Origin of the sequence: Saccharopolyspora indica, assembly GCF_027853965.1 — a bacterium.
Lineage (GTDB): Bacteria > Actinomycetota > Actinomycetes > Mycobacteriales > Pseudonocardiaceae > Saccharopolyspora > Saccharopolyspora indica.
Genome location: NZ_JAQGLB010000007.1, coordinates 176,053 through 191,444, shown reverse-complemented (window position 1 = coordinate 191,444; position 15,392 = coordinate 176,053). Strand labels below are relative to the sequence as shown.

The 15,392-nt window shown below is 68.7% G+C and carries 18 protein-coding genes and 1 tRNA gene; 11 read left to right on the top strand and 8 right to left on the bottom strand.

The window, feature by feature from the left end; genetic code table 11:
* Positions 1-49 precede the first annotated feature (49 nt).
* Positions 50-841: a 3-oxoadipate enol-lactonase gene (gene pcaD / locus OU416_RS17995; protein ID WP_270928138.1), complete on the top strand. Its 792-nt coding sequence runs from the start codon at positions 50-52 to the stop codon at positions 839-841.
* Here the strand turns inward: pcaD and OU416_RS17990 are convergent.
* Entirely contained in the window at positions 838-2,886 is a 2,049-nt protein-coding gene (locus OU416_RS17990; protein ID WP_270928137.1) for a TIR domain-containing protein, read from the bottom strand. The two genes, pcaD and OU416_RS17990, sit on opposite strands and share 4 nt — an antisense overlap.
* Before the next feature lie 176 nt (positions 2,887-3,062).
* Here OU416_RS17990 and OU416_RS17985 point away from each other — a divergent pair, with 176 nt between their 5' ends.
* Both OU416_RS17985 and OU416_RS17980 read left to right on the top strand, forming a co-directional pair.
* Positions 3,063-3,761 carry a VOC family protein gene (locus tag OU416_RS17985; protein WP_270928136.1) on the top strand — a complete coding sequence of 233 codons (699 nt, stop codon included), beginning with the start codon at positions 3,063-3,065 and terminating at the stop codon, positions 3,759-3,761.
* A 106-nt stretch (positions 3,762-3,867) separates the two neighbouring features.
* Positions 3,868-4,521 (top strand): hypothetical protein, encoded by a 654-nt coding sequence (locus OU416_RS17980; protein WP_270928135.1) that lies wholly within the window; start codon positions 3,868-3,870, stop codon positions 4,519-4,521.
* Between the two features lie 57 nt (positions 4,522-4,578).
* Here OU416_RS17980 and OU416_RS17975 read toward each other — a convergent pair whose 3' ends face one another.
* The 5 genes from OU416_RS17975 to OU416_RS17955 all read right to left on the bottom strand — a co-directional run bounded on the left by OU416_RS17975 (position 4,579) and on the right by OU416_RS17955 (position 7,742).
* Positions 4,579-5,058, bottom strand: coding sequence for a hypothetical protein (locus OU416_RS17975; protein WP_270928134.1), 480 nt, complete (start codon positions 5,056-5,058; stop codon positions 4,579-4,581).
* Between the two features lie 180 nt (positions 5,059-5,238).
* Positions 5,239-5,748, bottom strand: coding sequence for a hypothetical protein (locus OU416_RS17970; RefSeq protein WP_270928133.1), 510 nt, complete (start codon positions 5,746-5,748; stop codon positions 5,239-5,241).
* A 433-nt stretch (positions 5,749-6,181) separates the two neighbouring features.
* Positions 6,182-6,979: a bestrophin-like domain gene (locus tag OU416_RS17965; RefSeq protein WP_270928132.1), complete on the bottom strand. Its 798-nt coding sequence runs from the start codon at positions 6,977-6,979 to the stop codon at positions 6,182-6,184.
* Between the two features lie 199 nt (positions 6,980-7,178).
* Positions 7,179-7,266, bottom strand: a tRNA-Ser gene (locus OU416_RS17960).
* 47 nt (positions 7,267-7,313) lie between these two features.
* Positions 7,314-7,742: a MarR family winged helix-turn-helix transcriptional regulator gene (locus OU416_RS17955; protein ID WP_270928131.1), complete on the bottom strand. Its 429-nt coding sequence runs from the start codon at positions 7,740-7,742 to the stop codon at positions 7,314-7,316.
* Positions 7,743-7,860: 118 nt separating this feature from the next.
* On the opposite strand from OU416_RS17955, the gene OU416_RS17950 reads away from it, so the two are divergent.
* From OU416_RS17950 to OU416_RS17935, 4 genes are all read left to right on the top strand, one after another.
* Positions 7,861-8,334 (top strand): MarR family winged helix-turn-helix transcriptional regulator, encoded by a 474-nt coding sequence (locus OU416_RS17950; RefSeq protein ID WP_270928130.1) that lies wholly within the window; start codon positions 7,861-7,863, stop codon positions 8,332-8,334.
* Positions 8,318-9,301, top strand: coding sequence for an ABC transporter ATP-binding protein (locus tag OU416_RS17945; RefSeq protein WP_270928129.1), 984 nt, complete (start codon positions 8,318-8,320; stop codon positions 9,299-9,301). Before OU416_RS17950 ends, OU416_RS17945 begins: the two co-directional genes overlap by 17 nt.
* Entirely contained in the window at positions 9,298-10,068 is a 771-nt protein-coding gene (locus OU416_RS17940; RefSeq protein WP_270928128.1) for an ABC transporter permease, read from the top strand. The genes OU416_RS17945 and OU416_RS17940 overlap by 4 nt, the downstream gene beginning before the upstream one ends.
* A 117-nt stretch (positions 10,069-10,185) precedes the next feature.
* A complete protein-coding gene (locus OU416_RS17935) occupies positions 10,186-11,595 on the top strand; it encodes a cytochrome P450 (protein WP_270928127.1) in 1,410 nt (469 codons plus the stop codon).
* Between the two features lie 149 nt (positions 11,596-11,744).
* Here the strand turns inward: OU416_RS17935 and OU416_RS17930 are convergent, their stop codons facing one another.
* Complete coding sequence (locus OU416_RS17930; protein ID WP_270928126.1) at positions 11,745-11,936, bottom strand: DUF397 domain-containing protein; 192 nt, start codon at positions 11,934-11,936, stop codon at positions 11,745-11,747.
* On the bottom strand, positions 11,933-12,781 hold the full coding sequence (locus tag OU416_RS17925; RefSeq protein ID WP_270928125.1) for a helix-turn-helix domain-containing protein: 849 nt from the start codon (positions 12,779-12,781) through the stop codon (positions 11,933-11,935). The genes OU416_RS17930 and OU416_RS17925 overlap by 4 nt, the downstream gene beginning before the upstream one ends.
* 25 nt (positions 12,782-12,806) lie before the next feature.
* On the opposite strand from OU416_RS17925, the gene OU416_RS17920 reads away from it, so the two are divergent.
* The 4 genes from OU416_RS17920 (at position 12,807) to OU416_RS17905 (ending at position 15,371) form a co-directional block, all read left to right on the top strand.
* Positions 12,807-13,124 carry a zinc finger protein gene (locus OU416_RS17920; RefSeq protein WP_333779643.1) on the top strand — a complete coding sequence of 106 codons (318 nt, stop codon included), beginning with the start codon at positions 12,807-12,809 and terminating at the stop codon, positions 13,122-13,124.
* A gap of 18 nt (positions 13,125-13,142) precedes the next feature.
* On the top strand, positions 13,143-13,412 hold the full coding sequence (locus tag OU416_RS17915; RefSeq protein WP_270928124.1) for a hypothetical protein: 270 nt from the start codon (positions 13,143-13,145) through the stop codon (positions 13,410-13,412).
* Between the two features lie 286 nt (positions 13,413-13,698).
* Positions 13,699-14,253, top strand: coding sequence for a DUF4352 domain-containing protein (locus OU416_RS17910; protein WP_270928123.1), 555 nt, complete (start codon positions 13,699-13,701; stop codon positions 14,251-14,253).
* A gap of 329 nt (positions 14,254-14,582) precedes the next feature.
* Positions 14,583-15,371: a L,D-transpeptidase family protein gene (locus OU416_RS17905; protein ID WP_270928122.1), complete on the top strand. Its 789-nt coding sequence runs from the start codon at positions 14,583-14,585 to the stop codon at positions 15,369-15,371.
* Positions 15,372-15,392 lie beyond the last annotated feature (21 nt).

Below are 15,392 nucleotides of genomic sequence, written 5' to 3'. Positions count from 1 at the left end.
AGGCGTTCATAGGCTGAGCACATCACCGCCGAGAACCACAGGAGCTGACATGGAATCCCGGACCATCGCCACCGGCGACGGCGTCCGCATCGCCTACCGCTTCGACGGCGACCAGGACAAGCCGGTGCTGCTGCTCTCGAACTCCATCGGCACCGACCTGCACATGTGGGACGGCCAGGTGCCCGCCCTGACCGAGCACTTCCGCGTGCTGCGCTACGACGCCCGCGGCCACGGCGCCTCCGACGTCCCGAGCGGCCCCTACTCCCTGGACCGGCTGGGCCGCGACGTGGTGGAGCTGCTGGACGCCCTCGGCCTGCATCGGGTGCACGTGCTGGGCCTGTCCCTGGGCGGAATCGTCGCGCAGTGGCTGGGAATCCACGTCCCGGAGCGCGTCGACCGCCTGGTGCTCTCCAACACCGCGGCGAACCTCGGCCCGGCGAACCAGTGGGACCAGCCGATCGCCGACCTGCTCGCGGCCCCCGACATGCGGGCCACGGCGGAGACGTTCCTGACCAACTGGTTCCCGGCCCACCTGCTGCAGGACGAGGTCGTCGAACCCTTCCGCCGCACCCTGCTCGCCACCAAGCGCGAGGGAGTTGCGGGCAGCTGGGCCGCGGTCCGCGACTACGACCTGCGCCGCACGGCGACGCTCATCCCGAACCCGACCCTGGTCATCGCGGGCGAGCACGACACGGTCACCTCGGCCGCCCACGGAAAGGAACTCGCGGCCACGGTCCCCGGCGCGGAGCTCACCGTCCTCCCCACGGTCCACATGGCCAACGTCGAAGCCCAGCCGGAGTTCCTGGAAGCGGTCCTGACCTTCCTCACCGAAGGTGCCTAAGAGGGGTATGTCGCGTAGTACTGGACGGTGAGCGCGAGGAGGATTCCGGGCGCCACCATCAGCGGGATGAACCCGGCGCGGACCTCCGGGCCGGCTGCTCGCATCTGCGCACCGGTGATCGAGCCCGGCAGCCAGCCCCGAAGCAAGAAGGGCCACAGGAGCGCGCAGAGCACGACGGCTCCGGCCGGGGAGGCGAACACGACCTCCAGCGGGACCAGGCTCGTGAGGGCCTCCAGACCCTCCGATTCGGTGGGCTGCGTTCCCAACCGCTCCCGGTGTTCCCGGTACTCCCGCAGCGTGGTCATCTCCGCGCCGTACCACAGCGCGGTTCCCGCGCAGAGCGCGGCGAGGCTCCACCGGAACCGAGCGAGCGTGATCCGCCGCGTGGCCATCCGGCGGGCGAGCAGCACCATGCCCATCACCAGCGGTGCGGTGATGACCACGAGCACCGCGCTGCGCGGATCGAGCGGCCGGAACAGCAGTGCCACCAGGGCGAAGCCGGGGAACACGGCTGCGACGTGGCGGCACGACTCGACGGCGAGGCGCACCTTGAACGGGGCGCGGAACCGGGTCGTGACCACCGGTGCCGGTGCCGGGGCCGACTCGACGGGCGCCCCACCGCGCAGGGCGGCCAGCAGGTGGAACAGGTGCTCCGGCCGCTGGTCGCGGAAGTCGACCCACTGGTGGCGGCGCAGCACCTCGCCGTCCGGCGGCAACTGCACGCTGTCCACCAGGACGCAGATCGCGCGCGGCGCCGAGGCGTCGACCGCGCGCACCACGCCGGGCCACGACACGTGCGAGCTGACCAGCACCAAGGTCCACCGCGAACCGCGGTCCCCGGTCATGCCCGCATCCCGGCAGGCGGCCCGGATCAGCCCGGCGACCGGTTCGTCCTGGGGCGCGAGGCACTCCACCTCCACGACCAGGGCGCCCGGCCCGGACAGCTCGGCCAGCCGTGCCGCGTAGTTCTCCCACAACGCTGCGAAGTCGTCGTCGTAGAGCCCGGCTCGCCGGCTCCGAGTCCCGAAGGACGGCGGCACGAACAGCGGCCGGACCCCGGCGACGGCCCTGCGGTGGACGTCGAGGCCCGAACCGGTCGGCGTCCACAGGTGCACCGATCGGGAGAGCAGGACGATCAGCGCCTGGGCCAGCGCGCACGAGACCGCGACGACCAGCAGCACCCGCATCGCGGCCACGTCGGCGACCAACTCGGGCGGGGGCGGGAAGACCCGGTTGATGAAGTAGGTGTCGTCCAGCGGGCCCGGGCCGCCCACGGCCAGGCCGACCACGAGGCAGAGCATCGTCCCCACGGAGGCAGTCGCGGCGGCACCCGCCAGCAGGGCGAGCGGGCCGGTGCGACGGCGCAGCAGCCCGACCGCGGGGGCCAGCAGCATGGGGACCAGCGGAGCGGCGAAGGCGGTCAGCCCCAGCATGATGTACGCCGTCCCCCGCCAGCGCGCCCCGAGCATCGCGTCCCAGGCGGAGACCTCCCAGACCCAGGAGGTGTCGACCAGGTCCCGGCTGAAGTGCGCCGCGGCCAGGTCGAGCCCCACCAGGATCGCAGTCGCCCAGCCGGTCGCGGTCGCGGCGATCAGCGCCAATGCCACCACTGCGGCCACGGGCGCGGGCACCGGCAGGCCGCGTGCCCCGCGGGCGGGCACCGCGCGGTTCCCGGCGATCGCCGCGGCGAGGGCCGCGGACCGCGCCCGGAACCGGGTGCGCAGATCGTGCACCGGCCGGTCGGCCAGCTCCCCGGGCAGCTCGACAGCGGCCACGAGACCGATGTGGATCGGGATACCGCGCTCCACCGCCGAGGCCCACTCGCGCCGGACGTGCTCGGAGGCCAGCGCGGCCGGAGAAGCCAGCAGCAGCAGCGCGTCGGCGTCCGCGAGGGCCTCGTCCAGCGCCGCTGCCCAGTCCTCTCCCGGCACGAGCCGGTGCGCGTCCAGCCAGGGATCCAGACCACCCGCCCGCAGCGCGGCCACCGCGGCTTCGGCGAAGTGGAAGTCGCGGCGCGAATAGCTGACGAACACCCGACCCACCACGGGCCGATCATGCCCGCACCGCGCGGTTCCGGGCCCCGAGCCGCCACCGCACCACTCCGATGGAGCAACGCCCGCTCAGCGCGGCCGCAGATAGCACTGAACAGCGGATGCCCAGGAAAGATCGGTGTTTTCACTGTCATGTGCGCGCGGCGAAGCCGATCCCTACCGTCGAGGGCATGACCGAGAAGACGATCCCCGGACTGATGGCCCGCTCGATCGAGCCGGTTGCCGACTTCTACACCGCACTGGGCTTCGAGATCACGTTCCGGCAGACGGCGCCGTACCAGTTCCTGAGCGTGAAGCGCGGGGGCATCGAGCTGAACTTCTACGGGGACAAGAAGTTCGACCCGGAGACCTCCGCGCACGGCTGCCTGGTCGAAACCGATGACGTCGACTACCTGTACGCGGCCTTCACCGAAGGCCTGCAGGACTCCTTCGGGTCGGTCCCCGTCGATGGCGTCCCGCGGGTGGGGGCGTTGAAGAACATGAGCTACGGCGTGCGGCAGTTCCTGATGATCGATCCCGGCGGCAACACCATCCAGATCGCCCAGCCGATCAGCGAGGACCTTCGGCACCGGCCGCTGCCGAAGGGCACCTTCGACCGCGCGATCCACATGGGTTCGCTGTTCGCCGATTCCAAGCAAGACCTGGAACTGGCGGTGAAGGTCCTGGACCGCGCTCTGCACCGCACCGACGAGGAACCGACCGCGGCCCAGCTCGTGAAGCTGCTGGTCCTGCGCGCCGACGTGGCGATCCGCCAAGACGACCCGGAACTGGCCCGAGAACTGCTGACCCGCACCAGGAAAGCCGGGGCGAACGGCCCGGAACTGGCCGACGACCTCCGCCGCGCCGCCGAGCTCGAAGCAGGGCTGTGAGCAGCAACCACCGCCGCGTTGAGTGCGTTCACGGCCCGCAAACCGGCAACGGATGGTAAATCGCCAAGACCACTTCTGCGCCTGCTGATCTGCTAATTTCCCGAGAATGCGCAGAGTTTCGGTGAACGATCGCGGGACGGTCCGGCTCGCCAGGGCATTCGCGGCATCCCTCTGCGCACTGGCGCTGCTCCCCGCCAGCTCGGTCGCTCAGGCGGACGACACCTCCGGCAGCAGTCGGCCTGCCGCGATGAGCAGCGAGTGCGAGACCCCGTCGATCGACCAGTACCAGCACTGGCTCGCGTCCGGCGAAGGCACCACCGTGCCCGCGTCCGGCAGCCTGCTCGTGCCGGAGGGCGACGGATACGCGGCCAAGGTCGAGTTCCTGAAAGACGAGTGGCACGTGATCGTCGTGTGGCTGGGCAATCAGTTTGAAGCCCAGGTCGACCTCTCCGGATCGTCCGGCTTCTGGCTGACCTACAGCGCGACCGAGGACCTCTACGTCCAGCTGCGCCCGGCCTCCCACTGGAGCGGCGGCGACAAGTGGCTCACCCCGCTGCCGTCAACCGGTGGAAACCTCGAACGGAGGTTCTTCAGCTTCGCCCCCGAAAGCTGGACCTGGCTACCGGAACTGGGCGAACCGTCCTACTCCTTCGAGTCGGCCCTGACCGAGGCCCGAGGCCTGGTCTTCGTCGGCAAAACCCCGAACACCCTCGACTTCCAAGGCCTGGAAGTCGACACCTACCGCCCACCGTGCCTGTGAGCGCGGAGGCTCTTTCAGCAGACGGCGCCTGAGGCCGTATTGATCACCGGAGGTACATCATCCGGCTGCACTGCGCATGGCTTGCTTCAGCCGCTTCTTGAGGTTGTTGTCAGCTTTCTGCAGCTTGGTGAAGCCTTCCAGAATTTCCGGGGGAATCGAGTGTGCCATCGTGGTTTCCCACCATTCGTAGGTCTCGGTCGCCGTGCTTTGCAGCTCCCCGTGCACTGCTGTCAGCCCTTCGATGTAGTCGCGGGCCCACTGCTGCTCTTGGGCGTCAAGGCTGAACCTGTATTCTGTAATGGATTTCTTGTTGAGTTGAACGAGTTCTTCGTCCAGCTGATCCAAGGTGATCTTGCGCTCTCGTGACTGGAGTTCCAGGCTGTGGAGCTTGTCCAGAAGTTCTGTCAGCGCTTGAGCTTTCAGCGACGCGTACTGAGAATCCGCCTTGCGCCGTACGGTTTTCCGGAATTGATATACTCCCGCGGAGGCCACTGCGAGGGTCCCGACCAATGTGAGGGTCGGTGTGAGCCAGTCCATTCGTCGAGTCTGCCAGCCTTTCTGCTCACATGGGGGCTGCGAGCGCCGACTGACGTCGCCATGTCACCAGGCGAGTGCACTGGAGGCGCCGCGCTCGCTCGGCCCAGCACCGACAAGATCGCCCCTGACTCGCGTACCCGCAGGTCAGAGGCGGTGTGGCGGAAGCGTCCTTGGTCGCTATCAGCGCGGTTGCAGCCTCAGGACCACCTCGCCTTGGGACTCGCTGACCGGGCCGGTAGCGCAGCTGCGGTGGGACATCGAGACCACACGACGGATCTCGTGGCCCTGCAAGGCCCCGCCGATGATCTTCCCCGACCCGATCACGAAGACGTGGTCGTCCTGCCTGTGGTGAATTCCCCGCCCACCGGATGCGCTGCTTTCGCGCCCGTCGTTCCAGCGAATGGTGAGATCGCCGCGGAACTTCCCCTCGCCGCAGCTGAGCACGCCGCTGCCCTCGATCCGAGTGGTCGCCGAGGTCAGCGCCGGATCGTTCGAGCTGCACAGCGGGTAGGTCCCCCGGATCGACACCTTGACGTGCTGGGGAACGGCGCTGACGGGTGGGTCGTAGGTGGTGGTGTCGGTCCCGGTGCAGGTGACTCCGGCTCCGTCGGCAGTAGCCGGTGGAGCGGCGGAGCCGAGCACGGCTGAGACGGTCAACGCGGACAGGAAGCCGAGGGTGCTGCGTCGCATGAAGCCTCCAGCAAGTCTGAAAGAACCCCCTCCTTGACCGTCGGATGCCCCACGAGCGGCCTTGACGGGCGACCGCGAAGCTCCCACGTCGCAACCACCGTGCGAGTGCAAGACCCGATCGCTGATCACCCGGGGTGTCGATGGCCGCGCGTCGCCGGTGCGCGGGCGAGACAACGGAACGGTCAACTGAGACGAGAACCGAGACCGGCCGCGACGGAGCCCGGCTGGGACGATCCCCGCCGGGGAGCAGGTTCCCCGGTTGGAGCAGAGTGAAAACCTATGCGGCGAAGTGCTTTTTGTCCGGCGCGTGCACGTGAACGAGCTTCTCGGTCGCGATTCCGCTGACCGTCGCGTAGTTCGAGGCTTCGACGCAGCTTACGGGCGTGCATGAGTTGCTCGCGTTGGTGACGTGGGCGCCCGGTCGCCGACTGTGTCACGGCAGGCGTTGTCCGACGTCGTCGCAGGGCGGGCTGCTCGCGGGGAAGGCGGTGGCGAAGTCGCCGGCGATGTCCTGCTCAGTGCGTTCCATGGCCGTGGGTTGGATGCTGATCGGACCCGAGTACGGCAGCTCCAGGTCGCGCACGAGCAGGATCGCACCGATCAGGATCGCCGTGAGCAGGACGACCGCGGTGATGTTCCGGGAATTGCGTCGCGCGGGGATGGTGAACGCGTATCCCGCGACGGCGATGGCCAGCGCCACCAGCACGAATGCGTAGACAGCCGCAGGGGTGTCGGCAGTGGCCTCGTCCACCCTGTTCGTCCGTTCTTCCGCCCGCTTCTGATCGGCGGTGACCAGCATCCCGAACAGGGAGCTGTCACTCGTCTTCAAAGCCGGGAAGGGCGTCCGGATCGCGCTGCTCCAAGTGTTCACGGCGGGTGAGAGCGAGTTGGATTCGTTCCCCCACCCCTGGTGGATCACGGCCCTCGCGTAGCAGACCAGCACGCCTTGGATCTGCTCGCGTTGAGCGCCGGGGGCGTAGTCGGCCAGCTCGAAGATGTCGTCGACCGCGTCGGCTTCGGCGCTGGCGGCATCGCGCGCATGACCGAACGAGGTGGATCCCTGCACCAGGACGAACGCGAGGAAGATGACCGCGAGGGTCATGATCGGGCTGAGCACGTCCTTGACCGACGCGCCTTGTTCGGCGTCCTCGTCGCGGCGGCGCAGAACGAGGTTCGCGGTCAAGCCGCAAGCCAGAGCGGCGACCAGGACCACGATGACGATGACGACCATGGGTTCCGTCCAGCGCGTCGAGCCGACGATGCGGCACCAGTCGAGCTTGATGACGAACAGTGATGCTATGGCTCACGCTGCATGACCGCTCGTGCTGAACACCGATGTGAGCATCGCCTGACCAGGCATTTCCGCGCTCGCTCGGCCCTGTACCGACGCGAACGCCCCTGACTCGCGTTCGCGCAGGTCAGGGGCGATGTGGCGGAAGCGGGGGGATTCGAACCCCCGGTCGCTCTCGCGACGCTCGCTTTCAAGGCGAGTGCATTCGGCCGCTCTGCCACGCTTCCAGGGCGCAGCGTAGCCAACCGAGGCCGGTCGGCGTGCAGCCGGGCCGCTACTTGATGCCGCCCAGGTGGGTCGTCAGGCGGTCGAAGATCCGGCCCAGGACCTCCTGCTCCTGCTCGTCCAGGATGTCGACCAGGTTCTCGCGGACGCTGGCCACGTGGCTCGGGGCCGCTTCGCGGAGCTTCGCCGCGCCCTCCTCGGTCAGCACCGCGAGGACACCGCGGCCGTCGTCCGGGCACTCGTCGCGGCGGACCAGGCCGGCCGATTCCAGCCGGCGGATCTGGTGCGAGATGCGGCTCTTGGAGTGCGCGACGTCGTTGGCCAGCTCGCTCATGCGCATCCGCTGCTCTGGGCGCTCCGACAATCGGACCAGGATCTCGTAGTCCGCGATGGACAGGTTGTGGGTGTTCTGCAAGTCCCTGTTCAGGCGGTGCTCCAGCAGCGCGCTGCCCACGATGTAGGCGCGCCAAGCTGCCATTTCGCGGTCGTTCAGCCATCGAGTGCCCTGCTCCGTCACTTGATCAGGCTACCTGCCGGGACCGACGCTCCGAAAAATGATTTGCCACCTGACCATTCGGCGCCGATACCATCGGAGCGTGCCCGGCTTCGCGGAGCAGGACCCGCAGCGGATGCCGCTGACCCGACTGGTGGGCTTGACCGGTCGGCGGCTGTCCCAGCACTGGGAGCGGACCGTGGCGCGCACCACCGAGCTGAGCCGGACGGCCCTGCTCGTGCTCAACGTGCTCGACCACCAGAACGACCAGACCCACCGTGAAGTCGCCCGGCGCTGCTGGGTGCGTCCGGCGACGCTGACCCCCGTCGTCGACGCCCTGGCGGAAGGCGGGCTGCTCACCCGCCACCGGGATCGCAACGACCGGCGGGCGGTGCGGCTGCGCATCACCACCCGGGGGCGCGCCGAGCTGCACTCGGCGTGGCAGGCGGTGCGCGCGGAGTTCCAGCGGATCGAACCGGACGTCCCGGAGGCCGAGGCGGCGATCGTCCGGCAGTACCTGATCGCGGTCCTCAGCGGGCTCGGCGAGGAAGGAAGCGGATGTGACCACTGCGGTTGAAGTGACCGACCTGGTCAAGCGGTACCCGAAGGCCGGGAACAACGCGGTCGACGGGCTCAGCTTCCAGGTGGGCGCGGGGGAGGTCTTCGGGCTGCTCGGGCCGAACGGCGCGGGCAAGACCACCACGGTCGGCATCCTCACCACCCGGGTGCTGCCGACCAGCGGCACCGCCCGCGTCGCCGGAGTGGACGTGGCCGCCGACCCGGTGGCCGCGCGCAGCAAGGTGGCCGTGGTGCCGCAGCGGGTCAACCTGGACCGCTCGCTGAACTCCCGGCAGAACCTGATCTGGCACGCCGCCTACCACGGGGTGCCGCGCGCCGAGCGGCACCGCCTCGCCGACGAGCTGCTGGACCGGATGGGACTGGCGGACAAGGCGAAGGCGCGGGTCGACGACCTCTCCGGCGGGCAGGCGCAGCGGCTGATGATCGCCCGCGCCCTGATCCACAAGCCCGAGGTGCTGTTCCTGGACGAGCCGTCGACCGGCCTGGACCCGCAGGCCCGGCTGTTCGTGCACGACCGGATCAACGACCTGCGCTCCGAGGGCGTGACCGTCGTGCTCACCACCCACGACATGGACGAGGCGGAGAAGCTGTCCGACCGCGTCGGCGTGGTCGACCACGGCAAGCTGCTCACCCTGGACACCCCGGAGGCGCTGATCAAGTCGCTGCCGGGCAGCGGCACGGTGGACGCGATGCTGCGGCCGAACGGCCACGATCCGGAGCGCATCTCGAAACTGCTGTCCGATGTGGACGGAGTGCAGCGGGTGGAGCGGATCGGCGACGGCACCGCGGCGGACGGCGAGGCGGAGCTGCGGTTGCGGCTCTACGTCGGCAGCGAGCCGGCCGCGCTGCTCGGCCCGGTCGCGCAGACCCTGCACGAGCAGCGGGTTGCGGTCAGCGACCTGGCGTTGGGCTCGGCCACGCTGGAGGACGTCTTCATCGATCTCACCGGGAGGGAACTGCGATGAGCTCGGTGCGCGCCTTCACCGCGGTGCTGGGCCGCGACGTGTTCGTGACGGGCCGGGAGCTGCCGAGCTTCCTGGCGCAGGTGCTGGTCCAGCCGGTGGCGCTGCTGTTCATCTTCGGCAAGGTGCTCAGCGAGCTCGGCTACGCCCAGCCCGGCTACGCGCAGATCCTGCTGCCGGGCATGATCGCGCTGAACGCCTTCCTGGTGGCGCTGCAGAACACCTCCTTCCCGCTGGCGCTGGACTTCTCCTACTCGCGGGAGATCGAGGACCGGCTGCTGGCACCGCTGCCGATCAGCTGGGTGGCGGTGGAGAAGATGCTCTTCGGCGCGCTGCGCGGGCTGTTCGCCGCGGTGCTGATGGTGCCGATCGGCATGGTGATGCTGGGCGAGATCAGCTGGAACTACAGCGGTCTGGCCTTCGCGCTGCTCTGCATGCTGCTGGGCTCGTTCGCCGGTGCGGCGGTCGGCATGACGGTGGGCGCCGCGGTGCCGCCGCGGCGGATCAACATCATGTTCTCGATGATCCTCGCCCCGCTGATGTTCACCGGAGCGACCCAGTTCCCGTGGGCGCAGCTGGAACACCTGCGCTGGTTCCAGGTGCTCTGCGCGATCAACCCGCTGACCTACGTCAGCGAGGGCATGCGCGGCGCGCTCCTCCCGGACGTCCCGCACATGCCGCCGTGGATCTGCGTGCTGGCCCTGCTGATCTCCTGCCTGCTGTTCGGAGCCCTGGGCATCAAGTTCTTCCTCCGCCGGGCTCTCGACTGACGCCCGGAAGTCCAGGCGTTCGGCGGAACAGGTTCGCGCTGACGGCGGATGAGTTCAGGCCGGTACCGTGCTTCCGTGTAGGGGGATTTGCGACCCCGCTCCGCAGGGAGGACGCCGGTGACGACTCGGACGCTCGTCAGGCAGCTGCAATCCACGATCTACCGGGCCGAGCAGATGACTCCGGTTCGCCCGCTGGCCATGCCGCCGCCCGGATCCGGGCTGAAACCGGTGTTCGGCAACCCGGGGCTGCCGGTGGTCGGGCACACGGTCACCGTGCTGACCGACCTGCTGGAGGCCTCGCGCCGCCGGTACGCGGAGTTCGGGCCGGTGTCGTGGGGCGTGACGCTCGGGGCGAAGACGGTCACCGTGATCGGCCCGGACGCGCTGGAAGCGCTGGCCACCAACCGCGACAAGGCCTTCGGCAACGAGGGCTTCTACGACTACCTGATCGGCCCGTTCTTCCGCCGCGGCATCCTGCTGCTCGACTTCGACGAGCACCTGCACCACCGGCGGATCATGCAGCAGGCCTTCACCCGCGACCGGCTCGTCGGCTACCTCGACGTGATGACGCCGGCCATCGAGCGGGCCCTGGCGCAGTGGCGGCCGATCGACCGGTTCCCGGTGTACACCGCGGCGAAGCGGCTCACCCTCGACCTGGCCACCGAGGTCTTCGTCGGCGAACGGCCCGGTGCGGAAGCCGACCAGCTCAGCCGGGCGTTCGTGGCAGCGGTGCACGGCGGCCACGCGCTCGTGCGCGCCGACGTGCCCGGTGGCACCTGGGCGCGCGGGCTGCGCGCACGCCGGTTCCTGGAGAACTACTTCCGGGAGCGGATCCCGGCCAAGCGAGCGGGCTCCGGCCAGGACCTGTTCAGCGTGCTCTGCCGTGCGCAGTCCGATGACGGCGACAGCTACTCGGACGAGGACATCGTCAACCACATGATCTTCGCGCTGATGGCGGCGCACGACACCAGCACGATCACGCTCGCCATGACGGCCCACTACCTCGGCAAGCACCCGGAGTGGCAGGACCGCGTCCGCGAGGAGTCGGTGGCGCTGGGCAAACCGGCCGTCGAGTACGGCGACCTGGACCGGCTGCCCGCGCTGGACATGGTGGTGAAGGAGGCCATGCGGCTCAACGCCCCGGTCGGTGGCCTGTTCCGCGAAACGGTCAAGGACACCGAGATCCTCGGCCAGTACATCCCGGCCGGGACCAAGGTCGCGGGCCAGGTCTACGCGACGCAGCGGATGTCGGAGTGGTGGTCGAACCCGGACGCGTTCGACCCGGAGCGCTTCGCCGAGCACCGCCGTGAGGACAAGACCCACCGCTACGCGTGGGCCCCGTTCGGCGGCGGCGCGCACAAGTGCATCGGCCTGCACTTCGGCATGATGGAGGTGAAGGCGATCCTCCACCAGCTCCTCCTCAGCCACCGCTGGAAGGTCAACCCCGCCTACGAACCCCCGATGCGCTACGGCACGGGCCCCATGCCCACCGACGGCCTCCCCATCCACCTCACCCGCACCCGCTGACCGACTCCTTCGAGGTGAAGGGCACCTTTCGCCAACATACTTGGTGAAAGGTGCCCTTCACCCCGACACGTTCAGGGGACCGGTGAAGGGCACCTTTAGGCAAGTAAGTTGCTAAAAGGTGCCCTTCACCGGGTCCCGCCCGGGGTGGCTCAGCGGTCGAGGTGCCCGGATTTGATCCGGGTGAGGAACGCGGTCCAGGACGGGTGGTTCACGCGTAAGGTGCCGCCGTCGCGGTCCTTGGTGTCGCGGATGTAGGTGGTGGACTCGCCGATGGCGAGTTCGACGCACTCGCTGGCTCCGCTGCCGCTTCGGCTGCTCTTGCGCCAGTTCAAGTCGTTCATGCCAACTCCTTCGACCTAGAACGGATCAGTTCCGACGATTCCGCGGATGACAGCGCTGACGCGGCGATCTCGTCGAACATGTCGTGGAACTGCCGCACATCGTCTGCATTCTCCACCCATGATCCGCCCGCGATGTACTCCAGGTAGACGGCTGAAGGGTCGTCCGGAGTGCTGTAGTCGACGATCGTGAAGCCGCCGGTCATGGTGCCGTAGGGGCCGATGCTGAACGGGATGACCTGGATCGTCACGTTGTCGCGCTCGCTGCTGACGATCAGGTGCGTCAACTGTTCGGCCATGACGTCAGGTCCGCCGATGAGTCGATGCAGCACCGACTCATCGATCAAGACGTGCAGCCGCAACGGGGCCGGAGCGGTCAGCCGTGCCTGGCGGCTGATGCGGGCGTTCACGTAGCGCTCGGCGCTTGCGGTGTGGAACTGCCTGCCGCTCGCATTGATCGCCCGGGCATACGCCTGGGTTTGCAGTAGGCCAGGCATGACGTGTGGGCTGAGGACGCGCAGGGAATCGGCTTCCGCTTCGGCGCGCAGGAATTCGCGGAACGCCTTGGGCGAACCGTTCGGCGTGATGATCCGCGTAGCCCGTTCGCCTGCGTCTTCCCACAACGCGGCGGCTTCGGTGCGCTCGTTCTCGCTCGCGTTGTACAGCGCGAGCAGCGCTTGCAACGTCGCCCAGCCAGGCCTGTTGTGCCCGGTCTCGTATCGGCTGACCGTCGAATCACCGACGCGTAGCAGGGAACTTGCTTCGGCGAGCGTCTTGTCGGCCTCCCCGCGAAGCCGCGCGAGATGTTGGCCGAGCCGCTTCTTCCGCCGCGTGGGGATGGTCGGCATGGCAGGAGCGTAGCGCGACCCGATCGTGGCGGAACGACACCGGATCGAAGGATTTAAAAGGGAGGGATTGCTCCCGATAATTTCCTTGTCCGAGTTTGGACGTGGGGGCCGATCGACTGTTGACTGGGTGGTGACCGTGTATCCGTTTCATTGGGTTCCTGCTGGTGGGGCGCGGCATGCGAGTACCGATGCGCGACCTGATGGGGCTTTGGCGTATCCGAGCGGGACCGGGGTTCGGGTGCTGTGCGGGCAGGAGCTCGTCGCCGACAACTCCGAGCTCGCCTGGCTCTGGGGGACCTGCACCGATTGCCACGCCGCCGCGCGGCGGATCGCCGACTGCTGAAATCCAGGAGGACTCGACGTGCTGGAACTGATGCCGCAGATCGGCTACATCTCGGCGATCCTCGCCTGCTACCTCGTCCTGACCTGGCGCCCGCACCGCGCGCAGCACGCCGGTGGCGGCGAAGGTGCGCTGACCGTGTGGCAGCTCATCGCGCACGTCGAGGCCGAGCGGAAGCAGCGGGAACGGGGCGGACGGCACCGCCTTCGCGAACCGGAGTCCACATCGGACGAATCCGGCCCGCCGCTGGCGCTGCAGCAGCGCGTGCTGGACGGCCTCCGCAACCTCTGACCACCTGAATCCCGGTTCGCCGCCGCTTCCCCCGACCTGCGGCGTCGAGCCGGACGGCCGGTCGGCGCGTCGTCCCTCCCCGCGCGCCGACCGGCCACCCCGCTGCGGGAAGTCCTGGGACGTTCGCCCGTACGCCGACGGGGAGCGAGCACTCGGCCGCTCCTCATCCGGAGAACAGCTCAACTTTCCTGAAGAACATTAGTCCATTCCGGTGATTTACGCCGTTCCGACGTGCAAAAGTCCTGTTCCTATCCCCCCTAACCGAACATCTCTCGTGCGAGGAACCTTGAAGAGGCTGATTGCACCCCTGGCCACGGCTGCGTTACTGATCGGGCTGGCGGGCTGCGTCCCCGGCATGCCGACGCCGCCGAGCAATCCCGAGTCCGGCAGCTCGGAGACCGGCTCCTCGGAGACCGGCCAGGCATCCGAGGAAACGACCAGCGGCCCTGTGGCCTTCGGTGAGTTCGCCCAGGTCAGCAAGGACCTTGGCGCCAAGCTGAAGGTGTCCGTCGGCGCGCCCGCCGACTTCACCCCGACGGACTCGCTCTTCGAGCCGGAGCGCGGCAAGTACGTCGCCGTCGACGCTCAGGCGGAACTGCTCGCGGGTACCGTCGACAACATCAGCGATGACGAGTTCACGCTGGTCGACTCGCAGGGCAACCGGTACGAGGCGGCCACCGTGTCGCTGGACAACATGTTCCTGCACCTGCTGACCGAGGGTGAGCCGGTCTCCGGCAAGATCGTCTACGACGTTCCGGCGGACGCGACCGGGTTCACCGTCGAGTACGCGCCGACCGACTCGCAGGAGAAGGAGCTGGGCGTGCTCGCCAGCTGGAAGTGACCTTCCCAGCGCTCCTGGCCGGGTTGTTCGAGTCCTCTCGGGCTTGAGCAATCCGGCCATTTGTCGCTCGGTAGAGCTAAAAAACGCACACTATCGAGCGATGGCTTTTTAGTAACGATTTAATTCAATCGATCAAGCTGGCCCGTTTGTCCTGTTCAGGCGGTTGATCAGCTGGATCGCGCTCCCATCGGCCCGCGCCAACGGCGGAAGGGCTCGGGTTAGCGTCCGTCCCGGCACTTGATCTCCCAGGTCAAAGGCCGATCGCAGCGGCGCTTCCCGGCCTGCGCCGGACGCTGTCGAGCACATCCCCGACGGGCCAGGAGCCGATCATGAGTTCACGGACGACCGCCGCCAGGCGCAGGATCCGGCTGGGTGCTGCGCTCGGTGCGCTGTGCGTCGCGCTCACCGGTTGCGGCACGGCTCCGGCGGTTCAGCCCGAGCAGATCATGGCCAGGGCCGATCTCGGCATGCAGGCGCCGGCCAGCACCTTCACCGAGTTCCCCACCGCGCCGAAGGACACGGCGCCGGAAGGGGAAACCGACGGCGTGGTGCTGCGCGTCAAGCAGGACATCGCGGTGCACCACGCCCCCGACGGGCCGGTGTTCGCGAAGCTCCCGGCGACGCAGCTGGAGAACCCGACCTGGGTCCCGATCATCGCCGAGCGCGGGGCGTGGGCGCAGGTGCTGCTCCCGTCCCGCCCGAACGGCAGCACCGGATGGGTCCGCACCGACGGACCGGTCGAACGCGCCCGCACGCCCTACGTGGTCGACGTCGACATCGACGCGCGGCGCATGGTGGTGCGCAAGGACGGCGCGCCGATCGGTGAGTGGGTGGTCGGCGTCGGCGCACCGGCTTCACCGACCCCGCGCGGCCGGACCTACGTCATGGCCGCGATCGAGGAGACGGTGACCAAGTTCAGCCCGATCATCCTGCCGTTGGGCACGCACTCCAACACCTTCAGCACCTACGGCGGCGGACCCGGCACCGTCGCGCTGCACGGCTGGCCAGAACCATCGGTGTTCGGCCAGGCCAGCAGCGACGGATGCGTCCGGGTGCCCGACGACGCGCTCCAGCTGCTCACCACGCTGCCGCTGGGCACCCTGGTCCACCTGCGGTAGTCCGCGGATGGAATACCCCCG

What these genes read in the sequence shown, in the direction of transcription:
- pcaD (WP_270928138.1), top strand. Translation starts at nt 50, where the DNA reads ATGGAATCCCGGACCATCGCCACCGGCGACGGCGTCCGCATCGCCTAC.
- OU416_RS17985 (WP_270928136.1), top strand. Translation starts at nt 3,063, where the DNA reads ATGACCGAGAAGACGATCCCCGGACTGATGGCCCGCTCGATCGAGCCG.
- OU416_RS17980 (WP_270928135.1), top strand. Translation starts at nt 3,868, where the DNA reads ATGCGCAGAGTTTCGGTGAACGATCGCGGGACGGTCCGGCTCGCCAGG.
- OU416_RS17975 (WP_270928134.1), bottom strand. Translation starts at nt 5,058, where the DNA reads ATGGACTGGCTCACACCGACCCTCACATTGGTCGGGACCCTCGCAGTG.
- OU416_RS17970 (WP_270928133.1), bottom strand. Translation starts at nt 5,748, where the DNA reads ATGCGACGCAGCACCCTCGGCTTCCTGTCCGCGTTGACCGTCTCAGCC.
- OU416_RS17965 (WP_270928132.1), bottom strand. Translation starts at nt 6,979, where the DNA reads ATGGTCGTCATCGTCATCGTGGTCCTGGTCGCCGCTCTGGCTTGCGGC.
- OU416_RS17955 (WP_270928131.1), bottom strand. Translation starts at nt 7,742, where the DNA reads ATGGCAGCTTGGCGCGCCTACATCGTGGGCAGCGCGCTGCTGGAGCAC.
- OU416_RS17940 (WP_270928128.1), top strand. Translation starts at nt 9,298, where the DNA reads ATGAGCTCGGTGCGCGCCTTCACCGCGGTGCTGGGCCGCGACGTGTTC.
- OU416_RS17930 (WP_270928126.1), bottom strand. Translation starts at nt 11,936, where the DNA reads ATGAACGACTTGAACTGGCGCAAGAGCAGCCGAAGCGGCAGCGGAGCC.
- OU416_RS17925 (WP_270928125.1), bottom strand. Translation starts at nt 12,781, where the DNA reads ATGCCGACCATCCCCACGCGGCGGAAGAAGCGGCTCGGCCAACATCTC.
- OU416_RS17905 (WP_270928122.1), top strand. Translation starts at nt 14,583, where the DNA reads ATGAGTTCACGGACGACCGCCGCCAGGCGCAGGATCCGGCTGGGTGCT.